At 65.4% G+C, this 21,312-nt stretch carries 20 protein-coding genes; 13 read left to right on the top strand and 7 right to left on the bottom strand.

Annotated features, from left to right (window positions below; translation table 11 throughout):
• Positions 1-23 precede the first annotated feature (23 nt).
• Entirely contained in the window at positions 24-1,850 is a 1,827-nt protein-coding gene (locus tag QX010_RS08375; RefSeq protein WP_316178804.1) for an extracellular solute-binding protein, read from the bottom strand.
• Between the two features lie 261 nt (positions 1,851-2,111).
• On the opposite strand from QX010_RS08375, the gene QX010_RS08370 reads away from it, so the two are divergent.
• Positions 2,112-2,888, top strand: coding sequence for an invasion associated locus B family protein (locus QX010_RS08370; RefSeq protein ID WP_315800022.1), 777 nt, complete (start codon positions 2,112-2,114; stop codon positions 2,886-2,888).
• A gap of 155 nt (positions 2,889-3,043) precedes the next feature.
• Here the strand turns inward: QX010_RS08370 and hspQ are convergent, their stop codons facing one another.
• A complete protein-coding gene (gene hspQ, locus QX010_RS08365; protein WP_315711998.1) occupies positions 3,044-3,376 on the bottom strand; it encodes a heat shock protein HspQ in 333 nt (110 codons plus the stop codon).
• 144 nt (positions 3,377-3,520) lie between these two features.
• On the opposite strand from hspQ, the gene QX010_RS08360 reads away from it, so the two are divergent.
• Positions 3,521-4,474: an AEC family transporter gene (locus QX010_RS08360; RefSeq protein WP_315800021.1), complete on the top strand. Its 954-nt coding sequence runs from the start codon at positions 3,521-3,523 to the stop codon at positions 4,472-4,474.
• A gap of 6 nt (positions 4,475-4,480) precedes the next feature.
• On the opposite strand, the gene QX010_RS08355 is transcribed toward QX010_RS08360, so the two are convergent.
• Complete coding sequence (locus tag QX010_RS08355) at positions 4,481-5,680, bottom strand: UbiH/UbiF family hydroxylase (protein ID WP_315800020.1); 1,200 nt, start codon at positions 5,678-5,680, stop codon at positions 4,481-4,483.
• Positions 5,681-5,798: 118 nt separating this feature from the next.
• On the opposite strand from QX010_RS08355, the gene pcsA reads away from it, so the two are divergent.
• The 3 genes from pcsA to QX010_RS08340 all read left to right on the top strand — a co-directional run bounded on the left by pcsA (position 5,799) and on the right by QX010_RS08340 (position 8,418).
• A complete protein-coding gene (pcsA, locus tag QX010_RS08350; RefSeq protein ID WP_316178802.1) occupies positions 5,799-6,533 on the top strand; it encodes a phosphatidylcholine synthase in 735 nt (244 codons plus the stop codon).
• Positions 6,530-7,258, top strand: coding sequence for a TerC family protein (locus QX010_RS08345; protein WP_315800018.1), 729 nt, complete (start codon positions 6,530-6,532; stop codon positions 7,256-7,258). The genes pcsA and QX010_RS08345 overlap by 4 nt, the downstream gene beginning before the upstream one ends.
• A gap of 185 nt (positions 7,259-7,443) precedes the next feature.
• Positions 7,444-8,418 (top strand): quinone oxidoreductase, encoded by a 975-nt coding sequence (locus QX010_RS08340; protein WP_315800017.1) that lies wholly within the window; start codon positions 7,444-7,446, stop codon positions 8,416-8,418.
• A gap of 37 nt (positions 8,419-8,455) precedes the next feature.
• On the opposite strand, the gene QX010_RS08335 is transcribed toward QX010_RS08340, so the two are convergent.
• From QX010_RS08335 to QX010_RS08325, 3 genes are all read right to left on the bottom strand, one after another.
• Entirely contained in the window at positions 8,456-9,208 is a 753-nt protein-coding gene (locus QX010_RS08335) for a hypothetical protein (protein WP_316178799.1), read from the bottom strand.
• 137 nt (positions 9,209-9,345) lie between these two features.
• Positions 9,346-9,621, bottom strand: a complete 276-nt coding sequence (locus tag QX010_RS08330; RefSeq protein WP_316178797.1) for a hypothetical protein — start codon at positions 9,619-9,621, stop codon at positions 9,346-9,348.
• A gap of 301 nt (positions 9,622-9,922) precedes the next feature.
• The gene (locus QX010_RS08325) at positions 9,923-11,119 is read right to left on the bottom strand and encodes an acetylornithine transaminase (protein WP_316178796.1); all 1,197 of its coding nucleotides are present in this window, start codon (positions 11,117-11,119) and stop codon (positions 9,923-9,925) included.
• 417 nt (positions 11,120-11,536) lie between these two features.
• Here QX010_RS08325 and QX010_RS08320 point away from each other — a divergent pair, with 417 nt between their 5' ends.
• The 8 genes from QX010_RS08320 to QX010_RS08285 all read left to right on the top strand — a co-directional run bounded on the left by QX010_RS08320 (position 11,537) and on the right by QX010_RS08285 (position 19,945).
• The gene (locus tag QX010_RS08320) at positions 11,537-12,658 is read left to right on the top strand and encodes a DUF2336 domain-containing protein (RefSeq protein ID WP_316178795.1); all 1,122 of its coding nucleotides are present in this window, start codon (positions 11,537-11,539) and stop codon (positions 12,656-12,658) included.
• Positions 12,659-12,849: 191 nt separating this feature from the next.
• Positions 12,850-14,028, top strand: a complete 1,179-nt coding sequence (locus QX010_RS08315; protein ID WP_316178794.1) for a radical SAM protein — start codon at positions 12,850-12,852, stop codon at positions 14,026-14,028.
• A gap of 38 nt (positions 14,029-14,066) precedes the next feature.
• Complete coding sequence (locus tag QX010_RS08310; protein ID WP_316178792.1) at positions 14,067-14,987, top strand: hypothetical protein; 921 nt, start codon at positions 14,067-14,069, stop codon at positions 14,985-14,987.
• A 140-nt stretch (positions 14,988-15,127) separates the two neighbouring features.
• Complete coding sequence (locus QX010_RS08305) at positions 15,128-15,364, top strand: hypothetical protein (protein WP_315800010.1); 237 nt, start codon at positions 15,128-15,130, stop codon at positions 15,362-15,364.
• A gap of 24 nt (positions 15,365-15,388) precedes the next feature.
• Positions 15,389-16,534 (top strand): radical SAM protein, encoded by a 1,146-nt coding sequence (locus QX010_RS08300; protein WP_316178791.1) that lies wholly within the window; start codon positions 15,389-15,391, stop codon positions 16,532-16,534.
• Between the two features lie 26 nt (positions 16,535-16,560).
• Positions 16,561-18,480 carry a RiPP maturation radical SAM C-methyltransferase gene (locus QX010_RS08295; protein WP_316178790.1) on the top strand — a complete coding sequence of 640 codons (1,920 nt, stop codon included), beginning with the start codon at positions 16,561-16,563 and terminating at the stop codon, positions 18,478-18,480.
• Positions 18,481-18,506: 26 nt separating this feature from the next.
• The gene (locus tag QX010_RS08290; protein ID WP_316178789.1) at positions 18,507-19,352 is read left to right on the top strand and encodes an aKG-HExxH-type peptide beta-hydroxylase; all 846 of its coding nucleotides are present in this window, start codon (positions 18,507-18,509) and stop codon (positions 19,350-19,352) included.
• Positions 19,353-19,363: 11 nt separating this feature from the next.
• Positions 19,364-19,945: a hypothetical protein gene (locus QX010_RS08285; RefSeq protein ID WP_316178787.1), complete on the top strand. Its 582-nt coding sequence runs from the start codon at positions 19,364-19,366 to the stop codon at positions 19,943-19,945.
• 17 nt (positions 19,946-19,962) lie between these two features.
• Here QX010_RS08285 and rimO read toward each other — a convergent pair whose 3' ends face one another.
• Entirely contained in the window at positions 19,963-21,288 is a 1,326-nt protein-coding gene (gene rimO, locus QX010_RS08280; protein ID WP_316178785.1) for a 30S ribosomal protein S12 methylthiotransferase RimO, read from the bottom strand.
• Between the last annotated feature and the right edge of the window lie 24 nt (positions 21,289-21,312).

Below are 21,312 nucleotides of genomic sequence, written 5' to 3'. Positions count from 1 at the left end.
CCACGACCAATTGCCCCGATTGGTCACTTCCGTGCCGGCTCCGGCCGCTGCCACCAGCTCTCCGGGAGCGCTCCCGTCAAAGCCGTCCTCTTTGGCCGTTCTATACGATTCCACCGCGCGATCCATTCCTCGGCGGCATTGAGCACTGGAATAGCGTAGAACCCCGCCATAAGAGTACGGTCCAATGCGCGAACCGTCGAGATAAATTCCGGCCTGTCGCGGGCGCGCAACAGCGCCGCGATCATGGCGTCGATCGCCGGGTCCCTGGCCCCCATGTAGTTGCGGGTTCCGGTGCGGTCGGCGGCCTCGCTGCCCCAGTAGAACGCCTGCTCGTTGCCGGGGGACAGCGACTGGTCCCAGCGGTTCTGGATCATGTCGAACTCGAAGCTCAGGCGGCGCTGGTCGAACTGCACGGGATCGACCACCCTGATCGAGGCATTGATGCCGGCCCGCTTGAGACTGCCGGCGTAAGCCAGTGCGATGCGCTCCTGATCGCGCGTCGTGACCAGGATCTCGAAGGCGAGGGGGGCCCGCGTGGTCCGATGCCGCAATACCGTCCCGTCGAGGCCATATCCGGCCTCGTTAAGCAGATCGAGCGCCGCCTTCAGCGTTGCGCGGTCGCGGCCGGATCCGTCGGTGATCGGCAACCGGTAGCTGCCGTCCATGATGTCGGCGGGGATCTGCGTGGCGTAGGGCTTCAACAGCTCAAGCTCGGTCGCGTCGGCCGGACGTCCATAGGCGGACAGCTCCGAGCCGGCGAAATAGCCGCCGCTGCGGCGGTACAGCCCGAAGAAGTAGTTGCGGTTGATCCATTCGAAATCGAACAGCAACGTCAGCGCACGGCGCACCTTCACGTCGGCGAACACCGGCCGCCGCGTGTTGAACACCAGGAACTGCGAGGGCTGCGGCATCCCCGAGGTGAAGCTGTCGCGGATGACCTCGCCATTGCGTGCGGCCGGGAAGTCATAGCCGTCGTGCCAGCGCAGCGGCTCGGTCTCGACGCGGAAGTCGTACAGCCCGCGCTTGAAGGCTTCGAACTGTCCGTTGGACTCGCGGTAGTAGTCGAGCCTGACCTCGTCGAAGTTCCACAATCCGCGGTTGACCGGCAGGTCGCGTCCCCAATAGTCCGGATTGCGGGTGAGGGTGACACTGGATCCCGGCTGCACCGCGGTGACCCGATATGGGCCTGACCCGAGCGGCGCGCTCATCGTCGTGTCCTCGAAGCTCGGCACGTCCGTCGCGTGCTTCGCCAGAATCGGCATCAGGCCGAGGATCAGCGGCAGCTCGCGGTCTTCCGTTCCACCGAAATCGAACCGGATGGTCAGCGGGTCGAGCACGTCGGCCCTGGCCACCTTGCCGTAGAACTGCCGGTGGTTGGGGCGGCCGTGATCGCGCAGCAGCGCAAAGGAGAACGCCACGTCCTCGGCGAGCACGGGGCTGCCGTCGGAGAAGCGGGCACGCGGGTCGAGCCGGAAGGTGACATAGGTCCTGTTCTCGTCGGTCTCGACGGATTTCGCGAGCAGGCCATACAGCGTGAACGGCTCGTCGTTGCCGCGGGTGAGCAGGCTCTCGACCACATAGCTGCGGATTTGCTGCACCGCGAGGCCGCGGACGATGAACGGATTCAGGCTATCGAAGGTGCCGAGCAGTCCCCAGACCAGACGGCCGCCCTTGGGCGCGTCGGGATTCGCATAGGGCATGTGGTCGAAGTCGGCCGGCAAGGCCGGGAGACCGTGCATGGCGATCGCCGCAGTCTCTGCCGCGTTCGCCGTGGGGGTGTAGACCGCGGGCAACAATGCCAGGACCACGGCGACCCATCCCGCGGCCGCGCTGAACATGCGCTGCAGCATCAGGATCGGGGCGCAAGCATTTGATTCGGAACAGGTCACAAGGGGCTTTTACCACAGGCTCGCCAGCGCTAGACCGCGGCTTCGACATGGTCTCGCGGCATTGATTCTTCCGCGCACCGCGTTAAGAAGGCGGGCGATTGAGTTAGGGCGGCAACGCCTGTCACTTAACCGCCTCATTTCCTGAGGAGACAGCCGCTTCAACGGCTTGGTGTGGCGCCTTTGGCGGTCTCGGGCGCTGCCGTTCAGAAAGGGTTTTCCGCAATGAATTTCCGTGACTTGGCCTCGTCGGTTGGGCCGCGTGGGCGGCTTGTCGCGCTGCTCGCGGTCACCGCGCTGGCCGTTTCCTTCGCTCCTTCGGTTGCGCAGGCTCAAGCGCCGAAGGCGAAGGCTCCGGCTGCCGCTCCCAAGGCTCCCGCGCCGGCGGCCCAGGCCCCTGCCATTCCTCCCGCCGGCGGCCAGCCTCAGGCCCAGGCTCAGCAGGAGATGCCGCAGCTGATCTACGCGCCGTGGACCAAGTTCTGCCTGAAGGGGCAGGATGCCAACGCCAAGCAGGTCTGCTTCATCGGCAAGGACGGCCGCATCGAATCCGGTCAGCCTGTGGTTGCAGCCGTCATCATCGAGCCCGAAGGCGAGCCGAAGAAGATCCTGCGTGTGACCTTGCCGCTCGGCATGCAGCTCCAGCCCGGAACCCGCATCGTCATCGACAACAACCAGTTCATGGAAGGAAAGTACGTCATCTGCTTCCAGAACGGCTGCATGTCGGACTACGAAGCGACGCCCGAATTCGTGAACAGCCTCAAGAAGGGCCAGACCCTCTACGTCCAGGCGATCAACTCGAACGGCACCGCGCTGACGCTGCCGCTGCCGCTGCAGGAAGGCAACAGCAGCTTCGCCAAGGCCTATGATGGTCCGCCGACCGACCCGAAGCAGTTCGAAGAGACCCAGAAGAAGCTGCAGGAAGAGCTGCAGAAGCGCGCCGAGGAGCAGCGCAAGAAGCTCGAGCAGACCCAGCCAGGCCAGCCGCAGGCGAAGCAGTAACGCTGGCCGGGCCCGTCCCGCATCATCAAAAGGCGCTCCATTCGGGGCGCCTTTTTCATTCTGCGAGCTGATGCGAGGGGGAACTTGCGAGCCGGGACCGAACGATGAGGGGCTTGCGCCGACGGCGCTCAGGCGAAGCTCTCTGGTCGAGCAGGTCAGTTCATCAGCGGATTGCGCGGACGATAGCCGCCCGATTTGTCCTTGATGAAGATCTCCGCAACCTGGGAATGGCGGATCGGCTCGCCGGACTCGTCGGGAACCAGGTTCTGCTCGGAAACATAGGCGACGTATTCGGATTCCGCGTTCTCGGCCAGCAGGTGATAGAATGGCTGGTCCTTATGCGGACGGACCTCCTCGGGAATCGACAGCCACCATTCCTCGGTGTTGTTGAACTCCGGATCGATGTCGAAAATCACGCCCCGGAACGAGAACACCCGATGCCGGACGATCTGGCCGATCTGAAACTTGGCAGTTCGTGCTTTGATCATCCCAGTCGAATAGACCAGGACGGGGAGCGATGCTAGTGCCCCGCGGGCGGATTTAATCTAGACCAATCCGAGTCGCGTCAAGCCGCGACGCCCCCGCATTCCAGGCCCTTCCCAGGCTCCCTCAGGGGGCCATCTTCCGAGCCCATGTTCGACATTCTCAATCTGGCCCTGCCTTATTTCGGCGTCGTTTTCATAGGCTTCGCCTGCGGTAAGTGGAGGAGGCTGCCCGAAGCCGGGCTCGCCTGGATGAATTTCTTCCTGCTCTACGTCTCGCTGCCCGCCTTGATGTTCAACCTCATCGCGCGGACGCCGTTCACCGAGCTGAGCAACCCTCCCTTCCTAGTTGCAACGACGCTCGCCACCATGCTCACCTTCGCCCTGGCGCTCGTGCTCGGCAAGGCCATCGGGCGGCTGTCGCTCCGCGAGGCGACCATGGCCGGGCTCGCGGGTGGCTACGGCAATATCGGCTATATGGGGCCTGGGCTGGCGCTGGCCGTGCTCGGGACCAAGGCGGCGGCGCCGACCGCGCTGATCTTCTGCTGCGACAGCATCTTCCTGTTCTCGATCGTGCCGCTGCTCGTCGAGCTGACCGAGCGCGATCATGCCTCGGTGGTGCACGCGATGCGCACCGTGCTGCGCCAGATCCTGCAGAACCCGCTGATCATGGCCACCGCCGCCGGCATCCTGGCGGCCGCGTTCCAGTTGCATCCGCCGACCGTTCTCGACCGCACCCTGCAGTTCCTGCAGAACGCCGCTGCGCCGACGGCGCTTTTCGCGCTCGGCGTGACCGTGGCGCTCCGCCCGTTCGAGCGGCTGCCCTGGGAGGTGCCGGTCCTGACCGTGGTGAAGCTCGTCGTTCACCCGCTGCTGTCGTTCGGGCTGATGCTGCTGTTCGGGCCGTTCGCGCAGCCCTGGGCGGCGACCGCGGTGCTGATGGCGGCGCTGCCGCCGGCGCTCAATGTGTTCGTGATCGCGCGCCAGCACGACAGCTGGATCGAGCCGGCCTCATCGGCGGTGCTGATCGGCACCTTCGCCTCGGTGATCACCCTGACCAGCGTGATGTGGCTGATCCAGACTGGCCGGCTGGCGTTTCCCTGACGGTGCTCAACCGGCCCTGCGCGTGGCTCTCCATGACGGCGCCAGGCCCTCGCGCATCGCGAGCCGTCGCAGCGGACCGATGCCGCTCATGAGGTGCATGCCGACGGCGCGCAGCGACTGCATCGGCAGAAGATCGCTGAGCAGCGAGCGGTTGGCGACGTCGATGGCGAAGGTGCGGCTCAGGATATCGGCGCGGCGCGCCGCACCATAGCGCGCGAGCACCTGCGGCGCACCGATATCCTCGCCGGCCGCATTGGCCTTGCGCACGACATCTGCGATGTCGATGCCGTCGCGCAGGCCGAGGTTCAGTCCCTGCGCACCGATCGGCGGCACCACATGCGCGGCCTCGCCGACCAGGGCGATCCGGTTTTGCGCGTAGCTCAAGGGCCGCTCGATCGCGAGCGGAAACACATGGCGGCCCGGCTCGACGCGCACCCGGCCGAAGATCGAGTGCGACTGCCGCTCGGCGGCGGCGGACAGGGCGTCGTCGTCGAGCGCGAACAGCCGGTCGGCCTCCTTCGGGGCCGCGACCCAGACAACGCTGCAGCGGTCGCCCGGCAGCGGCACGAACACGCAGGGTCCCTGCGGCGTGTGGAATTCCGTCGACACGTTGTGATGCGGCCGTGCATGGGTGATGTTGAAGGTCAGCGCCGACTGCTGCAGCGTGCGCCGGCTCACGCCGATGCCGGCGGCCTCGCGGCACAGCGAATGCCGGCCATCGGCGCCGACCACGAGCCGCGCCGTCAGCACGCGGCCCGATGCGCTGGTGACGGTCACCGCATCGGCATCGCTGCGCACGCTGTCCGCATCCTCGGCGATCCGCACCAGGCCGTCGATCTCGCCGGCGCGTTGTTCCAGCGCGTCGACCAGGACGGCATTGGCGATGTTGTAGCCGAACATTTCGAGACCGATCTCGTCGGCGACGAAGCGGACCTCCGGGGCTCGGATCAGCCGGCCGGTATCGTCGACAAGCCGCATCGCCTTGAGACCGGCGGCGCGGTCACGGCACGCCGACCAGACACCGATCTCATCGAGAAAGTCGACCGAGCCGCCGAGCAGGGCGGTGGTGCGGTTGTCGGCATACGGCGCCTGGCGGGCCACGAGCGCGGTCCGCGCCCCGGTCTGCGACAGGGCAATGGCGGCGGCGAGCCCGGCGGGTCCGCCGCCGACGACGATGACATCAAAGCTGGCGTCTGTGTTGCTCATGCGGGAACATTTGACGTTCCGGCAAGGCTTTTTCAAGGGTATTGCGTGAGCCTGCGCGGCGCATCGCCGCAACGGCGGATATGCAATCGGCTCCGATTCCTGATAGCACTGGCGCCGCATGGATCAGTTGAGACCAGAGAGCAGGGTCGCCGCAACGCCGGCGCATCGCGCCGCGGCGTTCTCGGTGCACGTCTTCACCGCGCTCGGTGCGGGCGTCGCGCTGCTGGCGATGCTCGAGGCCGTGCGCGAGCATTGGACTGCGATGTTCTGGTGGCTCGGCGCCGCGCTCGTCATCGACGGCATCGACGGGCCGATGGCGCGCCGGCTCGACGTCGTCCATGTGCAGCCGGACTGGTCGGGCGACGTGCTCGATCTGGTGGTGGATTTCACGACCTATGTGTTCGTGCCGGCCTACGCCATCACCGCCAGCGGCATGCTGCTGCCGCTCGCCGCGCCGGTCATCGGCGTCGGCATCGCCGTCACCGGCGCGCTGTATTTCGCCGATCGCCGCATGAAGAGTAACGACAATCATTTTCGCGGATTTCCGGGACTCTGGAACATTGCGGCATTCTATCTGTTCCTGCTGCATCCCTCGCCATCGTTGGCGACCCTCGGTCTCGCGGTCCTGATCGCGCTGACCTTCGTCCCATTCCACGTCATCCACCCGGTGCGCGTCGAGCGGCTGCGCTGGCTGACGCTGCCGCTGGTCGCGCTCTGGGGCGTCCTGGTCATCGACGTGCTGGGAAACAACTTCGCCGTGGGCTCGATCGTGACGGCCTTGTTGTGCGCGATCGCCCTCTACATCGTCGCGAGCGACTCCGCGATCCGCCTGCTGAGATCCTTGAAAGCATGATCGACCTTCTGACCAGTCCCGAAGCGTGGGCCGCGCTGCTCACTCTGACCGCCCTCGAGATCGTTCTCGGCATCGACAACGTCATATTCCTGTCGGTGATCACCTCGCGCATCCCGCAGCCGCAGGCGACACGCGCCCGCCAGATCGGGCTGGCGTTGGCCCTGATCTTCCGCATCCTGCTGCTCAGCGTGCTGGTCTGGCTGATCGGGCTGACGCAGCCGGTGTTCACGATCGGCGGCGTGGGCTTCTCCTGGCGCGACATCATCCTGATCGCCGGCGGCCTGTTCCTGATCGCCAAGGCCACGCACGAGATCCATGCCGAGGTCGAGGCGCGCGAGGAGGAGGAGGGGTCGCAGGGCGGCGGCGCCAACAAGTTCTTCTGGGTGATCCTGCAGATCATCGTCATCGATCTCGTGTTCTCGCTGGACTCGATCATTACCGCGATCGGCATGGCCCAGGATCTCGAGATCATGATCGCCGCCGTCATCATCGCCATGGTCATCATGTACGTGTCCTCGGGACCGGTGGCGCGTTTCGTGGCGAACCATCCGACCACCAAGATGCTGGCGCTCGCCTTCCTGGTGCTGATCGGCGTCGCGCTGGTCGCCGACGGCTTCAAGTTCCACATCCCGCGCGGCTACATCTACTTCGCGATCGTCTTTGCGCTGGCGGTGGAGGCCTTCAACGTGATGGCGTCGCGCAACCGCAGGAAGCGCAACGCCTGACCGGTGCCGAGTTGACAAGGCCGCCGTGATCGCCTTCGCTTTTGCCGCCGGCAGCGCCGGGTGCGCGGCCGGAGGTCGGCTCCTTCAACGGAGCCGGATGTCCGATGGGAATCAGGTAAGTGTCGAAGGTTCTTTCGCCGGATTCCCGGACGCGGCGATGGAGAGTCCGAAGGGGAGATGGCGGGATGGTCAAGGCGGTGCGCGTGCACAAGGTGGGAGGCCCCGAGGCGCTGGTCTATGAGCCGGTCGATCTCGCCGCGCCCGGCCCCGGCGAGGTCCGCATCCGCCAGCACGCGATCGGCCTGAATTTCATCGACGTGTATTATCGCACCGGTCTGTACAAGGCGCCCGGCCTGCCGTTCATCGCCGGCAACGAGGCGGCAGGCGAGGTGATCGCCGTGGGGCCCGGCGTCACGCATTTCCATCCCGGCGACCGCGTCGCGTACTATGAGAACCTCGGCGGCTATGCCACCGAGCGCAACATCGCCTGGCAGCGCCTGGTCAAGCTGCCCGACCATATCACCTATGAGCAGGGCGCGGTGCTGATGCTCAAGGGGCTGACGGTCTGGTATCTGCTGCACAAGACCTTCAAGGTCGAGCCGCACCATCGCGTGCTGATCCACGCCGCCGCCGGCGGCATCGGCCTGCTGGCCTGCCAGTGGGCGCGCGCGCTCGGCGCGCACGTCATCGGCACCGTCGGCTCCAAGGCGAAGGCGGATCTCGCGCTGGCCAATGGCTGCGACCACGTCATCCTCTACAACGAGGAGGACTTCGTCGCGCGGGTCAAGCAGATCAGCCGCGGCGAATTGTGCGACGTGGTCTATGACGGCGTCGGCAAGTCGACCTTCCCCGGCTCGTTGTCCTGCCTGAAGCAGCGCGGCCTGTTCGTCAGCTTCGGCAACGCCTCGGGTCCGGTGCCGCCGTTCTCGATCGCCGAACTCAACAGTCATGGCTCTCTGTTCGCGACCCGGCCGAAGCTCAACGACTATATCGGCAAGCGGTCCGAACTGCTGGAGGGCGCCGATACGCTGTTCTCGGCGGTGATCAGCGGCAAGCTGCACGTGCCGATCAATCACGCCTATGCGCTGAAGGATGCGGGTCGGGCGCATGCCGACCTCGAAAGCCGCGCCACGACCGGGGCCTCGATCCTCAAGCCTTAACAGCCGGCCTTAACAGCCGCGCGACCGAGCCCTGTCGCTACACCTCGCCCCGGATCGAAGCGTCGCCGGCTGCCGCGCGACTCCAGAGCACCGCATCGGTCTGCGCTGCCGTCGACGCCTCGATCCGCGCCGGCGCGAGGCTGTCTTGCCCGTCCCGCCAAGCGCGCTCGCGCTCGGGGTCGTCGAGCGCCAGAACGAGACCCTGGTTGAGCTCATACAGGCCAGAGGCGAGCCCCGCAGCGACGAGCGCCGCCCTGAGCGAATCCTGCACCAGCGCGCGCAGCGCGAGGTGTGGTGCCGAGACCGGCACGTCGACCTCGCGGCCGGCCATGGCCTGTGCGCAGGCGCGCCGGTCGAACGAGGCATGCCCGCGGCAGGCGAGCGGACGCGCGGGATGGACGATGCAGCCGCCGCGTACGAGGAATGGGCAGGGCTGACGCAACTTCATCCGCGCGGTGTCGCTCAATCCGTGCGTCGCGCGGTTGGCGAGCTTGATCCGGCGCGACAGCGAGCCGAGCGCCTTAGCCGGCATGCGCTGGTCGATCTGCCGGACATAGCGCGCGAGCAGGAAGATCTCCGGTGCCGTCGCGGTCACGCGCAATGCGCAACAGGAGGGGCAGCCCTTGGCGCAGGCGAGGGCGGGCAGATGCGCCGTCTGGGCGTCGATATTGGCTTCGAACAGATCGAAAGCGCGGTCGGCGAGCGTCTCAGCGCAGTTCTGCGATGCCCTGCACGCTGCCAGCAGCGAGCTGAACGCCCGCTTCAGTTCGGTGAAAGCCGCATCGCTCAATGCTGTCCTCCAAAGACCCGACGATCAAAACGCCGGACGGTCAAAACGCCAGCGACCGCGGCGCACCCGGCGCACCGCGGTCGACAGGGGCAGGGCAGAGAGGACGCTCACTGCCACACCCAGCCCGAAAGCCGATGTCAGGCAATGCCCTTGAGGATCGCCTCGAAACAGGGGCGGGGGATGCGGAAGAAGCCGCGGCCGCCGGCGAAGGTCTGATAATGCGGACGCGCCATGTCGAGCAGGCGCTCATACCATTCATTGGCGGTCAGGCTGGCGGGCTTCTCGCCGATCGAGTTGATGTCCGAGTTCGGGAAGAAGCGAACGTGGATCAGCACCTCTTCGGTCGCGGCCAGGGCGATGTAGCTGCCGCTGTCGTCGACCGGCAACGCCCGAGCCAGATTGTCTCTCGCCATTCTTGCATCTCCTTCTATCGTGCCGACCTCGTTGTCGGCGGATGATCATCAGCTTGGTCCCGGCAAGCCTCTCTCCTCCGAGCTGATCACATCCCGTACAACGCTATATCAGGGCAGATATAACGTAAGTCATCGGATCGCAGGTGTTTGGCGCGATCAGGATCGTTGTTCGGGGGGACAGCTGTCCTTGATCCAAGTCAAATGGCGGCGAGCCCGACCTCGGTGTTTGTGCCTCATCTGTAGGCAGCCGGCACGCAGGCTTCGCATGTGGCACGGAGCCTGCGTCTTGAACGGCATTCGATCAGGCGACGCAGCGCGCGGCGCCGACTTTGGTCAGGATTCCGTCCAGCGTGTCGATCGTCGCCGCGATCTCATCGCGAGTCACATTGAGGGCCGGCATGAAGCGTAGCGCATCCGGACGCGGCGCGTTCAGCAGCAGGCCGAGCTCGAAGGCGTGCGCAACGATCGCCGGCGCGATTGGCCTGATCACGTCGAGCGCAAGCAGCAGACCACGGCCGCGCACTTCGCCCAGGCCGTGCCTTGCCGAGATGCGCTGCAACTCGCTCTCCAGATAGATCCCGTTGTCCGCGACAGCCTTCAGAAACTCCGGCTTCTCGATCACATCGAGCACGGCGAGTCCCGCCGCACACATCAGCGGATTGCCGTTGAAGGTGCCGCCCTGATCGCCATGCTCGAAGCAAGACGCCTCGTCGGTCGCCAGCAGGGCCGCGAGCGGAACGCCGCCGCCGATGCCCTTGCCCAGGGTCATGATGTCCGGGAGGACGTCGGCATGCTCATAGCCGAACAGTTTTCCGGTGCGGCCCATGCCGGTCTGGATCTCGTCGACGATCAGCAGCAGCCCGTGCCTGGTGGTCAGCGCCCGCAACTGCTGCAGGAACTCGTCGGTCGCGGGCCACACGCCGGCCTCGCCCTGGATCGGCTCCAGCATGATCGCCACCGTCTTGTCGGAGATCAGGGCCTCGACCGAGGCGATGTCGTTCAGCCGTGCCTTTGGAAAGCCCGGGACCTTGGGCTCGAACAGCGGCTCGAACGCCTTCTTGCCCGAAGCCGACATCGTCGCCAGCGTGCGGCCGTGGAAGCCGCCCTCGAAGGTGATGATCTCGTATGCGCCGTTCTTGCGCAGAGCGCCGTATTTGCGGGCGAGCTTGATGGCGCCTTCATTGGCTTCGGCGCCCGAATTGGTGAAGAACACCTGGTCGAAGCACGAGCGGTCGACCAGCGCCTTAGCGAATTGGAGGCTGGTGTCGTTGAAATAGGCCGGGCTCGGCGTGATCAGGCGTGCCGCCTGGTGGGCGAGCGCGCTGGCCAGCTCCGGCGGCGCGTGGCCGAGCGAGTTCACGGCCCAGCCCTGGACGAAGTCGAGGTAGCGCTTGCCGCCGTCGTCCCATAACCAGGAACCCTTGCCCTGAACGAAGACGGTGCGCGGGCGCGCCGTGATCTCCATCAGAGCGTCGTAGGGATGGGAGGCGGTCAGCATGTGCAATCTCCTATGCTCAGGGGGAAGCGGGGGCCAAAAAGTGAGAAGGCCGCTCCTTTGCGGGAGCGGCCTTCTCGAAAACCTGGAGCTGATGAGCTAGCTGATCAGCAACGTTTTCGGACATGGCGCGCCCCGGCATCGTCACGGCGGTGACGACGGCAAACGGCGGCGCGGCGGTTGGTCCGGTTGAGGATCATGCGGCGGCCATACAGGCAAATCGCAACCGGTGTCAAGATGCCGGCCTGCAGACTGCAACAAGGGCCGCCGCTCCAGGAAGCGGCGAGGGAAGCGCCGCCGGTGCGAAGCCCGCTCGATCCGGTCTCGGGTCTCGCACTTTAGTGACAACTTTACCAAACATTTAGCGGCTGTGTTTACCCTCCCGGGGCAGCTTGAAAATGCAAGCGCTCAGGACGAGCGATGTCGAACCCCCATCTCACGATCGCCGAAGAAGTGCAGGCGGCCATAGCCACCGGCTCAGCCGACCGCTGCTCCGGCGTGGCCGAGCGGGTCGCCTCCCTGTTCGTCGCCTCTGCCGGCAGCCTGGATATCGAGCAGCACGCGCTGTTTGCCGACGTCTTCGAGCGTCTCGTCAATACCATCGAGCTGCGTGCGCTGGCCGACGTCGGGGCCCGGATCGCACTCGCCGAACTCAGCGCCCAGCTCGCCCCGATCCCGCAGGCGCCGGCCGGCGTGATCCGGCGGCTGGCCCATCATGACGACATCGCCGTCGCGGGGCCGGTGCTTTCGGAATCGCCGCGGCTGAGCAGCGAGGATCTGATCGAGATCGCGCAGACGCGCAGCGAGAAGCACCTGATGGCGATCGCCGGGCGCTGGTGGCTGCAGGAGATCGTGACCGACGCGCTGCTCGCGCGACGCTATCCGAGCGTGAGCCGGCAACTCATGAAGAACCCCGGGGCGCGGGTGTCACCCGCCGGATTTGCCGCCATCGTGGCGCAAGCGGCGGGAGACGCGGAGCTCACGGTCGCGGCCGGCATCCGCGCCGATCTGCCGGCAGCCTTGCGCAGGACCCTGTTGCAGCGCGCGACGGAGGCGGTGAGGGTGCGCCTGCTCGCGTCGGCGCCGCCGCATCTCTACGAGGAAATTCGCAGCGCCATTTCATCGGCCACGCTCGACGCCGAGCGCGAAATGTCGCGCAATCGCGACGCGGGCAGTTCCAAGGTGGCAGTCGGCCAGCTGAAGCAGGGCGGCAAACTGACCGAAGCCGCGCTGCTGGAATTTGCCCGCCAGCGGCGTTACGGCGAGACGATCGCGGCCATCGCGGAGCTCGCGAAATGCAGCATCGAGCTGGTGCGGCCGCTGATGCAGAGCCTGCGCAGCGACGGCATCCTCGTGCCGTGCAAGGCCGCTGGACTGAGCTGGGTCACGGTTGCCGCGATCCTCGATAGCCGGTTCGTTTCAGGCGCAACGCCCCCCGACGAGCTGACCAAGCTCAAGAACAAATATCTCGAACTGAAGCAGGACGAGGCGCTTCGCCTGCTGAAGCTCTGGTCGGTTCGTACCACGGGCTCCTCGCACTGAGGACGGCTCGCCCGGGCAGCAAAGGCGCTTGGGCGACCTGCTGCAGTGCAGCAAGACAACCGAGGGGCGTTCGGCCATATCCACGCACCTTTGATCTTTTAAAATCAGGGGTTGTATCGTATCCTCTCCGCTGCCTGCGGGAGATGCCCCGGTCAGACCGGTCAGGAATGACTCCCGTCGAGGAGATCGTGATGGGTGTCGAGCTTCGTCCGCTGGGCGTGACCTGCAACATCATGTGCCAGTATTGCTACCAGAACCCGCTCCGGGACAGCGGCAGCCTGCGCCCGCGCTATGACATCGATGCGATGCTGGCCGCCCTCGCAGAGGACGATGAGCCGTTCACGTTGTTCGGCGGCGAGCCGCTGCTGCTGCCGCTGCCGGATCTCGAGAGGCTGTGGGCATTCGGACTGGCGCGCTTTGGCCGCAACCGGATCCAGACCAATGGCACGCTCATCACAGACCGCCACATGGAGCTGTTCGCGACCTATGCGGTTCATGTCGGCATTTCCATCGACGGCCCTGACGCTTTGAATGATGTCCGCTGGGCCGGGTCCCTCGACAGGACGCGGGACCTCACCAAGAGCGTCGATCGTGCGATCGCCGGACTGTGCGAGCGGGGCCTGCATCCGAGCCTGATCATCACGATGCATCGGGGCAATGGCCTGCCGCAGCACTGGCCCTCGATGGACAGCTGGCTGCTGGAGATGCAGGCGAGGGGGGTGCGAAATGTCAGGCTGCATGCACTCGAGGTCGACTCGCCCGCCGTGCAGGCGCATTGGGCGATGACCGATCCCGAAACCATCGCGGCGTTTCTGCACTTCTATCGATTCGAGCGCGAGCACCTCACCTCGATGCGCTTCGACATCTTCGACGAGATGCGGGCGCTTCTTCGTGGGCTGGACGACCAGACCGGCTGTGTCTGGCACGGTTGTGATCCGTATACGACCGGCGCGGTGCACGGCATCGAGGGATTTGGCGAGCGCAGCAATTGCGGCCGCACCAACAAGCGCGGGATCGACTTCATCAAGACCGAGGCTGCCGGCTATGAGCGCAGCATTGCCCTGTGGTTCACCCCGCAGCCGGCCGGCGGCTGCCGCGACTGCCGCTTCTTCGCGATGTGCAAGGGCCAATGCCCGGGAACCTCGATCGACGGCGATTGGCGCAACCGCAGTGCGCAATGCGCGCTCTGGACCGCGCTGTTTGTCCAGATCGAGGAAGACCTGCTCGCTGCAGGCGAAACGCCGTTGTCCTGCGATCCTCGTCGCGCCGAGATCGAGCACAGGCTCATCAAGTCGATGATGGACGGCCGGGTCCCGTTGCTGACGGAGATCATGGACGATTTGAGTGGATCGCCGCCTGTGGCGGTTTGAGATCCAGGACGTTTGCGAAAGAGAATTTGGCCGATCAAATGTCCGAGCATGCCGCGATCCTCCCTCCGATCCGCCCGCCATTCGTTCGCATCGGCTGGGTCTCGGAGGCTGCGAGAAAGGTGTGGGAGCCGCGCTTCGAGCTGATCAGGACGGAATGGAAAGTGTTGCGTTGGCGGGCGGTCGCGGCCGGTTTGAGCCGGGCATCGATCAGCACCGTCAACCCCGAAGCTCTCGACGAGATGGCGCTGCAGGTCGAACGCGCAGGGCTCGCGCTCATACCAGTCCGACTAGCGGTCGAGGCGGTCCCGAAATTGCCGTCGTCGCAGACGCGGGCAAGACTGCCGCTCGAAGTCACCATCGCTGTCGTCCGTGCTCGCGACACGGATGAGTTCGAAGCCGACTGGCAGCGCGATCCGGCACGCACATTGCGGGACTGGGCAGGGTGTCCCCATTGTTGCGCCGAGGCGCTGCGCCGCCGCGAGCGCCGGCCGCTGGATCCGGTCTGGGCGAGCGCGCTGTTCGAGAGAACCGAAGCGTCGGGACATCGGCGGATCGAGCTGCCGTCGCGGCCGGCGACGAACATGCTCTGGCGGTCAATTGATCTCTGCATCATCCCGCACTGGCCTTGCCGGCTCGATTGCCCGGCAAGCGCCGCGCTCGCGGCGAACATGCTCGCATTCGGCCGAGCGCATTGCGGGCAGACGACGGAGTGGCTGTTCGATGTCCTGACATGGCCGGCCGAGTGGTCGATGATGCACGGCATCGCCGAGCTGCACGCGCCGGTCTGCCGGATCACGGCATCGACCTCCTACAGCAGCGCACGCCGCGAAATTATCTATCATGGCGCGACCTGGCCCGTTGAAGGCGCGAGCGGCTTGCGCTTCCCGTATCGGGCACCATCGCGCGAACGCTGGACGGGGTCGAAGAGCTTTCGTGGGGGAACGCTGACGACAGGGTAGGCGGTCCTACTTCCCTAGCCCGAGTGAAAATACAATCTCCGCGAGTTGTGATGTATCTACTGCCGCAAAAGTGTTATATGCTCCGCTTTGCGTTGATTGACCACCTTCATTGCCAAGAGCGATTATCGGGAGACTCCAAGATGTCTTACATGGACAAGAAGATTCAAATCACTGCGGACCTTGCGAAAGTGAAGGCTGCGGCGGCCCAGCTGAAGAGCCAGGCCAATGCCGCGGACGAGCTCCAGAAGGATCCGCAGGGATATCTCGCCCAAGTCGGCATCGAGATCGATTCGAACACGGCCGATCTGATCAAGGATCGCCTGTCGGGCCAGAAGGCGACCGCCGCGCCTGCTTCGGTCATTCACGTCGACGTCTGACCGCGATCTCAAGCCGGCCGGACAATGTCTGCATTGCCCGGCCGGAAACGTGCTGCAGCTCCGACCTCCGTCAAAGTCAGTTCCTGCCCCTGGGAGCAGCTGGACATGCATTCGCGTGACCGGGTGACGAAACCGACTGAGCTTGTCTTCAATATCAGTTACCGCTGTCCGCTGAAGTGCAGCCATTGCTGCTTTTCGTCGGATATGACTCAGCTCGACGTGCTGCCGCAGGACCTGATGATCGCAGCGATCGATGATGCAGCCGTCGCTCACGACATGACGCGGATCAATCTGGTCGGCGGCGATCCATTCCTCCAGCCCGAATTGATGCGCGCTGCGGCATCCCGCGCCAGGTCGTTCGGCCTCTCCACGTCCGCGACCACCAGCGCCTATTGGGCGACATCCGAAGCGAAAGCCGAGCGCATCCTGACTCCACTGGTTGAAGCAGGTCTCGACCGGATCATCATCTCTTTCGACGACATGCATGCCGAATTCTTGGACGGGCGCAATATCGCGCATGCCTACCGGGCTGCCCGTTCGCTCGGATTGGACGTGCTGATTGCCGTTGTGACATCGCCGGGCAGCGTGATCGACCGGTCCCGGATCTTCGATCTTCTCGGTGTCGACCCTGACTCGGATCCGCAGCTGTCGGTGTACGAGACGGCGATCAACTCCACGGGACGCGCCGTCGACGATGTCAGCGCGTCCGACCTCGACGCAAGGCGGCATTCGCCACAGGTCTATCGCGGACCATGTCCCTCGGTGCTGAGGCATTTCTCAGTGGCCCCGAGCGGGAACGTTCTGCCCTGCTGCGGCGTGCTGCCGTTTCATGCCGCGATGAGCGTCGGTGATCTGAACGAGACGCCGATGTCCGAGGCGATGTCCCGCGCCTACATGGACCCGGTGTGGAAGTGGATCGCCTTCGAAGGTCCGGTCGCTCTGCTCTGCGAAATCACGGCGGAGACCGAACGACCGCTCGCGGCCAGCGATTTCGACGGCATCTGCACGGCGTGCGACCGTCTGTTCTCAAATCCCGAGCTGCTGCAATTGCTCGACAGCCATTTGCCGCGGAAGCTGCCAACGTTGACGCTGCTCGAGCACATGTTCGAGGCAGTGGGTGTATTTCATTCGGTGCCTCCGCCGTCGTCCGACCTGTCCGCCAAGTTCTGACAGCCCAAGTTCTGAGAGCCATTGCCATGACCATATCCGTTGCGCTGGTTGCAGCGCCGTTCCTGGCCCTGACGCGGCCCGCGCTGGGGATCAGCACGCTCCAGGCGGCCCTCGAAGACCGCGGGATCGACGCACGGCAGTACTATCTCGGTTTTGCGTTTGCCGAGTTGATCGGCGCCGACACCTTCCAGTTCATCGCGGAGCAGGTTCAGACCAGCCTGCTGATCGGTGAATGGGTGTTCGCCGCGACCTTCGAAAACGCCCCTGATCCTGTCGCGGAAGCCCGGCACCGGGAGCGAATGGAAGCCTATTGCGGCAAGCATTGGCCCGCGGTCGTCGCGGCGCGCGATGCGGCGGAGAGGTTCGTCGACCGGTCGGCTCGTCTGCTGATCGCAGACGGCGCCCGCATCGTCGGCTTCTCGTCGACGTTCCAGCAGAATTGCGCGTCTCTCGGCATCGCGCATCGCATCAGGCAGCTCGCGCCGGACACGATCATATGCTTCGGCGGCGCCAACTGCGAGGGGCCGATGGGCGAGGCGCTGCTCGAACGCTTCCCGCAAATCGACTATGTGTTTCGCGGCGAGTCCGACCGGACTTTCCCGGATTTCGTCGAGCGCTTCCTTGCAGGCACCTTGCCTTACAGTGAAAGCACCGACGTGCTGGGCCGCGTGGGCACGAATGGGAGGATCGCGGAGACTCCGCTGCAGAATCTTGACGAGCTTCCCGTCCCCGACTTCACCGACTATTTCGCGGAGCTGAGGCAGGCGTCGTTCTGCGATGATCTGCTCCCCGCGCTGCCGTTCGAGAGCTCGCGCGGCTGCTGGTGGGGCATGAAGCACCACTGCACATTCTGCGGCCTGAACGGCGCGACGATGGCGTTTCGCACCAAGTCGGCCGAGCGCGTGCTGGCCGAGCTCGCAACACTATCCGCGCGCTGGAGCGTCAAGCGCTTCGAGGCGACCGACAACATTCTGAACTTGAAGCATGTCGACGCCGTGTTCGGCCACCTCGCCAACACCGCGCCGTCGCCTTACCGGATCCTCTACGAGATCAAGTCGAACATGCGCCCCGAGCAGCTGCGTACGCTCGCGCGCGGCGGGGTGACCTGGGTTCAGCCGGGCATCGAGCATCTCGACAACGATGTCCTGCGCCTGATGGAAAAGGGCGTGACCGGGCTGCAGAACGTCCGCGTGCTCCGAAGCTGTGCCGAGATCGGACTCCGGCCGATCTGGAACGTGCTGTGCGGCTTCCCCGGCGAGCGGCCTGCGGCCTACGCCAAGATAGCGCGATGGTTTGCGCTGCTGGAGCATCTGCAGCCGCCGACCGGACATTGCCGGATCAGGCTCGACCGGTTCAGCCCGTATTTCAACCACGCGGCCGAGTTCGGGTTTGAAAATGTCGCTCCCGCGCTGGCCTATCAGGCGGTCTATGGCCAGCCGGAAGATGTGCTGACGCGGCTCGCTTATTTCTTCGACGGCACGGCGGCCAATACCGCGTCGGATGATGATCTCGCGCCGCTTGGCGCTGCGATCAGGCTTTGGCGGTCTGCACATGTGGACGGCACCGCAATGCCGATACTGGCGGTGGTCGGATTGGGTCCGTTGTCGATCCTCAAGGACACGCGCCGGATCGCAACCGAGACATGGCGCATCCTCGATCCGATCGAGATCGCCGTGCTGGACGCCTTCCGAGAGCCGGTGCGCATCGACGCGACCCTCGGGCGGCTGGTCGACCAGGAGACCTCCTGGCCAGAGGTGGAGCAGAGCTACACCGGCCTGGTCGCCCGCGGGTGCATCCTGGAAGACGAGGACTGCGCGCTGACGCTGGTCACCAGCACCGAAGCCCTCGTCATCGACGACGAATGCCGGCGCGATTTCCCCGGCGGCTGGCTGCGCCCGATCGCCAGGGACGGCTCCGGCGCGTCGTCCGCTCAGCTTCAATTCTGAATCAACAACCGTCGCGGGAGGAGACAATGATCGACTGGTCGCGGGCCGCGGCACCACAGGATGATCTGTATGACGCCTTGCTGGCCTGTCATCTCGCCAGCACGACCACGAACGCTCACCGGCCGGAGCCGTTCGTGCACCGGGTCGCCGGCCATTCGCCGCGCATCTTCGATGGCGCCGTGTCGGTTCGCTACGTGCAGCCGACCGCGCCGGGGGCGCCCGTATTCAGCAACGGTCCGCTGGAGCACCCCAACATCGATGCTGCCGTCGACTACGTGCGGCGCTGGCCGGTCGCCTTCGAACAGATGCGCATGCTCATCGATTCCTTCCATCCGTTGGCGCGTCCCGATGTTGCGGAGAGCGACTATCGCGAGGGCTACGGATCCTACAGCGGCTCGACCGACGACCGGCTGGGCACGCTGTTCGCCACCATCTTCGATCCGATCGGCCTGGCCCAGGCGTTCGTGCACGAGATGGGACACAACAAGCTTCGCGCGCTCGGCATCAATCTGGAATCCGCGGATCGGCTGGTGTTGAATCCGGCGGACGAGTTGTATGTCAGCCCCGTCATCAAGGATCGTTTGCGCCCGATGACCGCGGTGCTGCACGCGGAATATTCGTTTGCCTACATCACGGCGCTCGACATCGTGCTGATCGAGACCGAGCCGGATGAAGAACGGCGCCAATTGCTGTTTCGCCTGCTGCGGCGCAATCTCGCCCGCATTGAGGAGGGGGTCGACGAGATCCGGCGGTACATCCGCGTCGACCGGGACGGAGAGGCGTTCGTTGCCGGCCTCTATGCCTGGATCGACGCGTTGATCGCGCGAGGCCGGCAGTTGCTCGAGACCCGCGAGGCGGCGGCGGTGCACTGAGGAGGCCGTCGTTGGACCTGTCAACGTGGCGAGCGCTGATGTCTGGCGAACGGCCCGCGCCGGATTGGCTTGCGGCCGACAACGGCTTCGTGTCCGTCCGCGGAATGCGAGAGGCTCACGCTCCCATCGCCGCGGCCGTAAGAACGGTCACGGCCGGGGCGCGCTACAACATCATCGATCTCGGATGCGGCAATGGGGCGCTGTTGGCCGCGAGTTGCGAAGGGACGCCTGATCTGCAGCCGCTTGGCATCGAGCGAGATTCACGAAAGCTCGTCCATGCGCAAGCGATGTTCGGACGAGCGGTTTCGCACTGGCCGAGTTGCGACATGTTCGCTTGCCCCGCACCTCTTGAGACGGCCGCTGATCGGAGCGTCGTTTTGATCATGCCCGGACGGTTGCTCGAAGCGGGCGCCGACAGGGCTGCCGCACTGTGTCGGTGGCTTCGCAGCCACGCCGACATCATCCTCTGCTACGCCTATCCCGATTGGATCGCGCGCTACGGCAATCTTGATGAACTCGGCAGACGCGCCGGCTTTGCATCATTGGAAAGCGTGGGACCCGACCGGACGATTGCGATCGGCCGGCTTCCCTGAGTTGCCGTTGACCCGCGCTAGAACCCAGCGACCGTGCCGTGCAGGTCGTATTCGTCGGCACGCTCGATCTTGACCGTGACGATCTCGCCGACACGCAGCGGCCGCCGGCTGGACAGATAAACGGCGCCATCGATGTCCGGGGCATCGGCCTTGGTGCGGCCCTTGGCGACGCTCGGCCCGACCTCGTCGATGATCACCTGCTGACGCGTTCCGACCTTGCGCTTGAGCCTGCGCGCCGAGATCTTCTGCTGGCGGGCCATGAGCGCGTCCCAGCGCTCCTGCTTGACCTCGTCCGGGACTTGGTCGGGCAGGGCGTTGGAGGTCGCGCCGGCCACCGGCTCGTATTTGAAGCAGCCGAGCCGATCGATCTCGGCCTCATCCAGCCAGTCCAGCAGGTAGGCGAAGTCGGCATCCGTCTCGCCGGGGAAGCCGACGATGAAGGTCGAGCGCAGCGCAAGATCCGGGCAGGTCGTCCGCCACGCCTTGATCCGGTCCAGCGTCTTGTCCTGCGCCGCCGGGCGGCGCATCGCCTTCAGGACGTTGGGGCTGGCATGCTGGAACGGGATGTCGAGATAGGGCAATATCTTACCGTCCGTCATGAGGCCGATCACCTCGTCGACATGCGGGTAGGGGTACACGTAGTGCATGCGCACCCAGGCGCCGAGCTCGCCGAGCTCGCGCGCCAGATCGAGGAAGCGAGCCCGGACGTTGCGGTCCTTCCAGGCGCTTTCGGCATATTTCAGGTCCAGCCCATAGGCCGAGGTGTCCTGCGAAATGACCAGGAGCTCCTTGACCCCGGCTGCGACCAGCCGCTCGGCCTCGCGCAGCACGTCGGCCGCGGACCGCGACACCAGATCGCCGCGAAGCTTCGGGATGATGCAGAAGGTGCAGCGGTTGTTGCAGCCTTCGGAGATCTTCAGATAGGCGTAGTGCCGGGGCGTGAGCTTGATGCCCTGCGGAGGAACCAAGTCGAGATGCGGGTTGTGCGCCGGCGGCGACGCGCGATGGACGGCGTCCAGCACGCTCTCATACTGCTGCGGGCCGGTGATCGACAGCACGCCGGGATAGGCCTGCTCGATCTGCTCCGGCTCGGCGCCCATGCAGCCGGTGACGATGACCTTGCCGTTCTCGGCCATGGCCGCGCCGATCGCCGACAGCGATTCCTGCTTGGCGCTGTCCAGGAACCCGCAGGTGTTGACGATGACGACGTCGGCGCCGTCATGCTTCCGGGCGAGCTCGTAGCCCTCGGCGCGCAGGCGCGTGATGATGCGCTCGGAATCGACCAAGGCCTTGGGACAACCGAGCGAAACAAAGCTGATCTTGGGTGCCGAACCCTGCTGCATCTTGGAACTGCCTGATGGGATAGG

Source organism: Bradyrhizobium sp. SZCCHNRI1009 (genome assembly GCF_032487575.1).
GTDB lineage: Bacteria > Pseudomonadota > Alphaproteobacteria > Rhizobiales > Xanthobacteraceae > Bradyrhizobium.
Note: the sequence above shows the minus strand (reverse complement) of the source record. Positions and strands in the feature narration are given on the sequence as shown.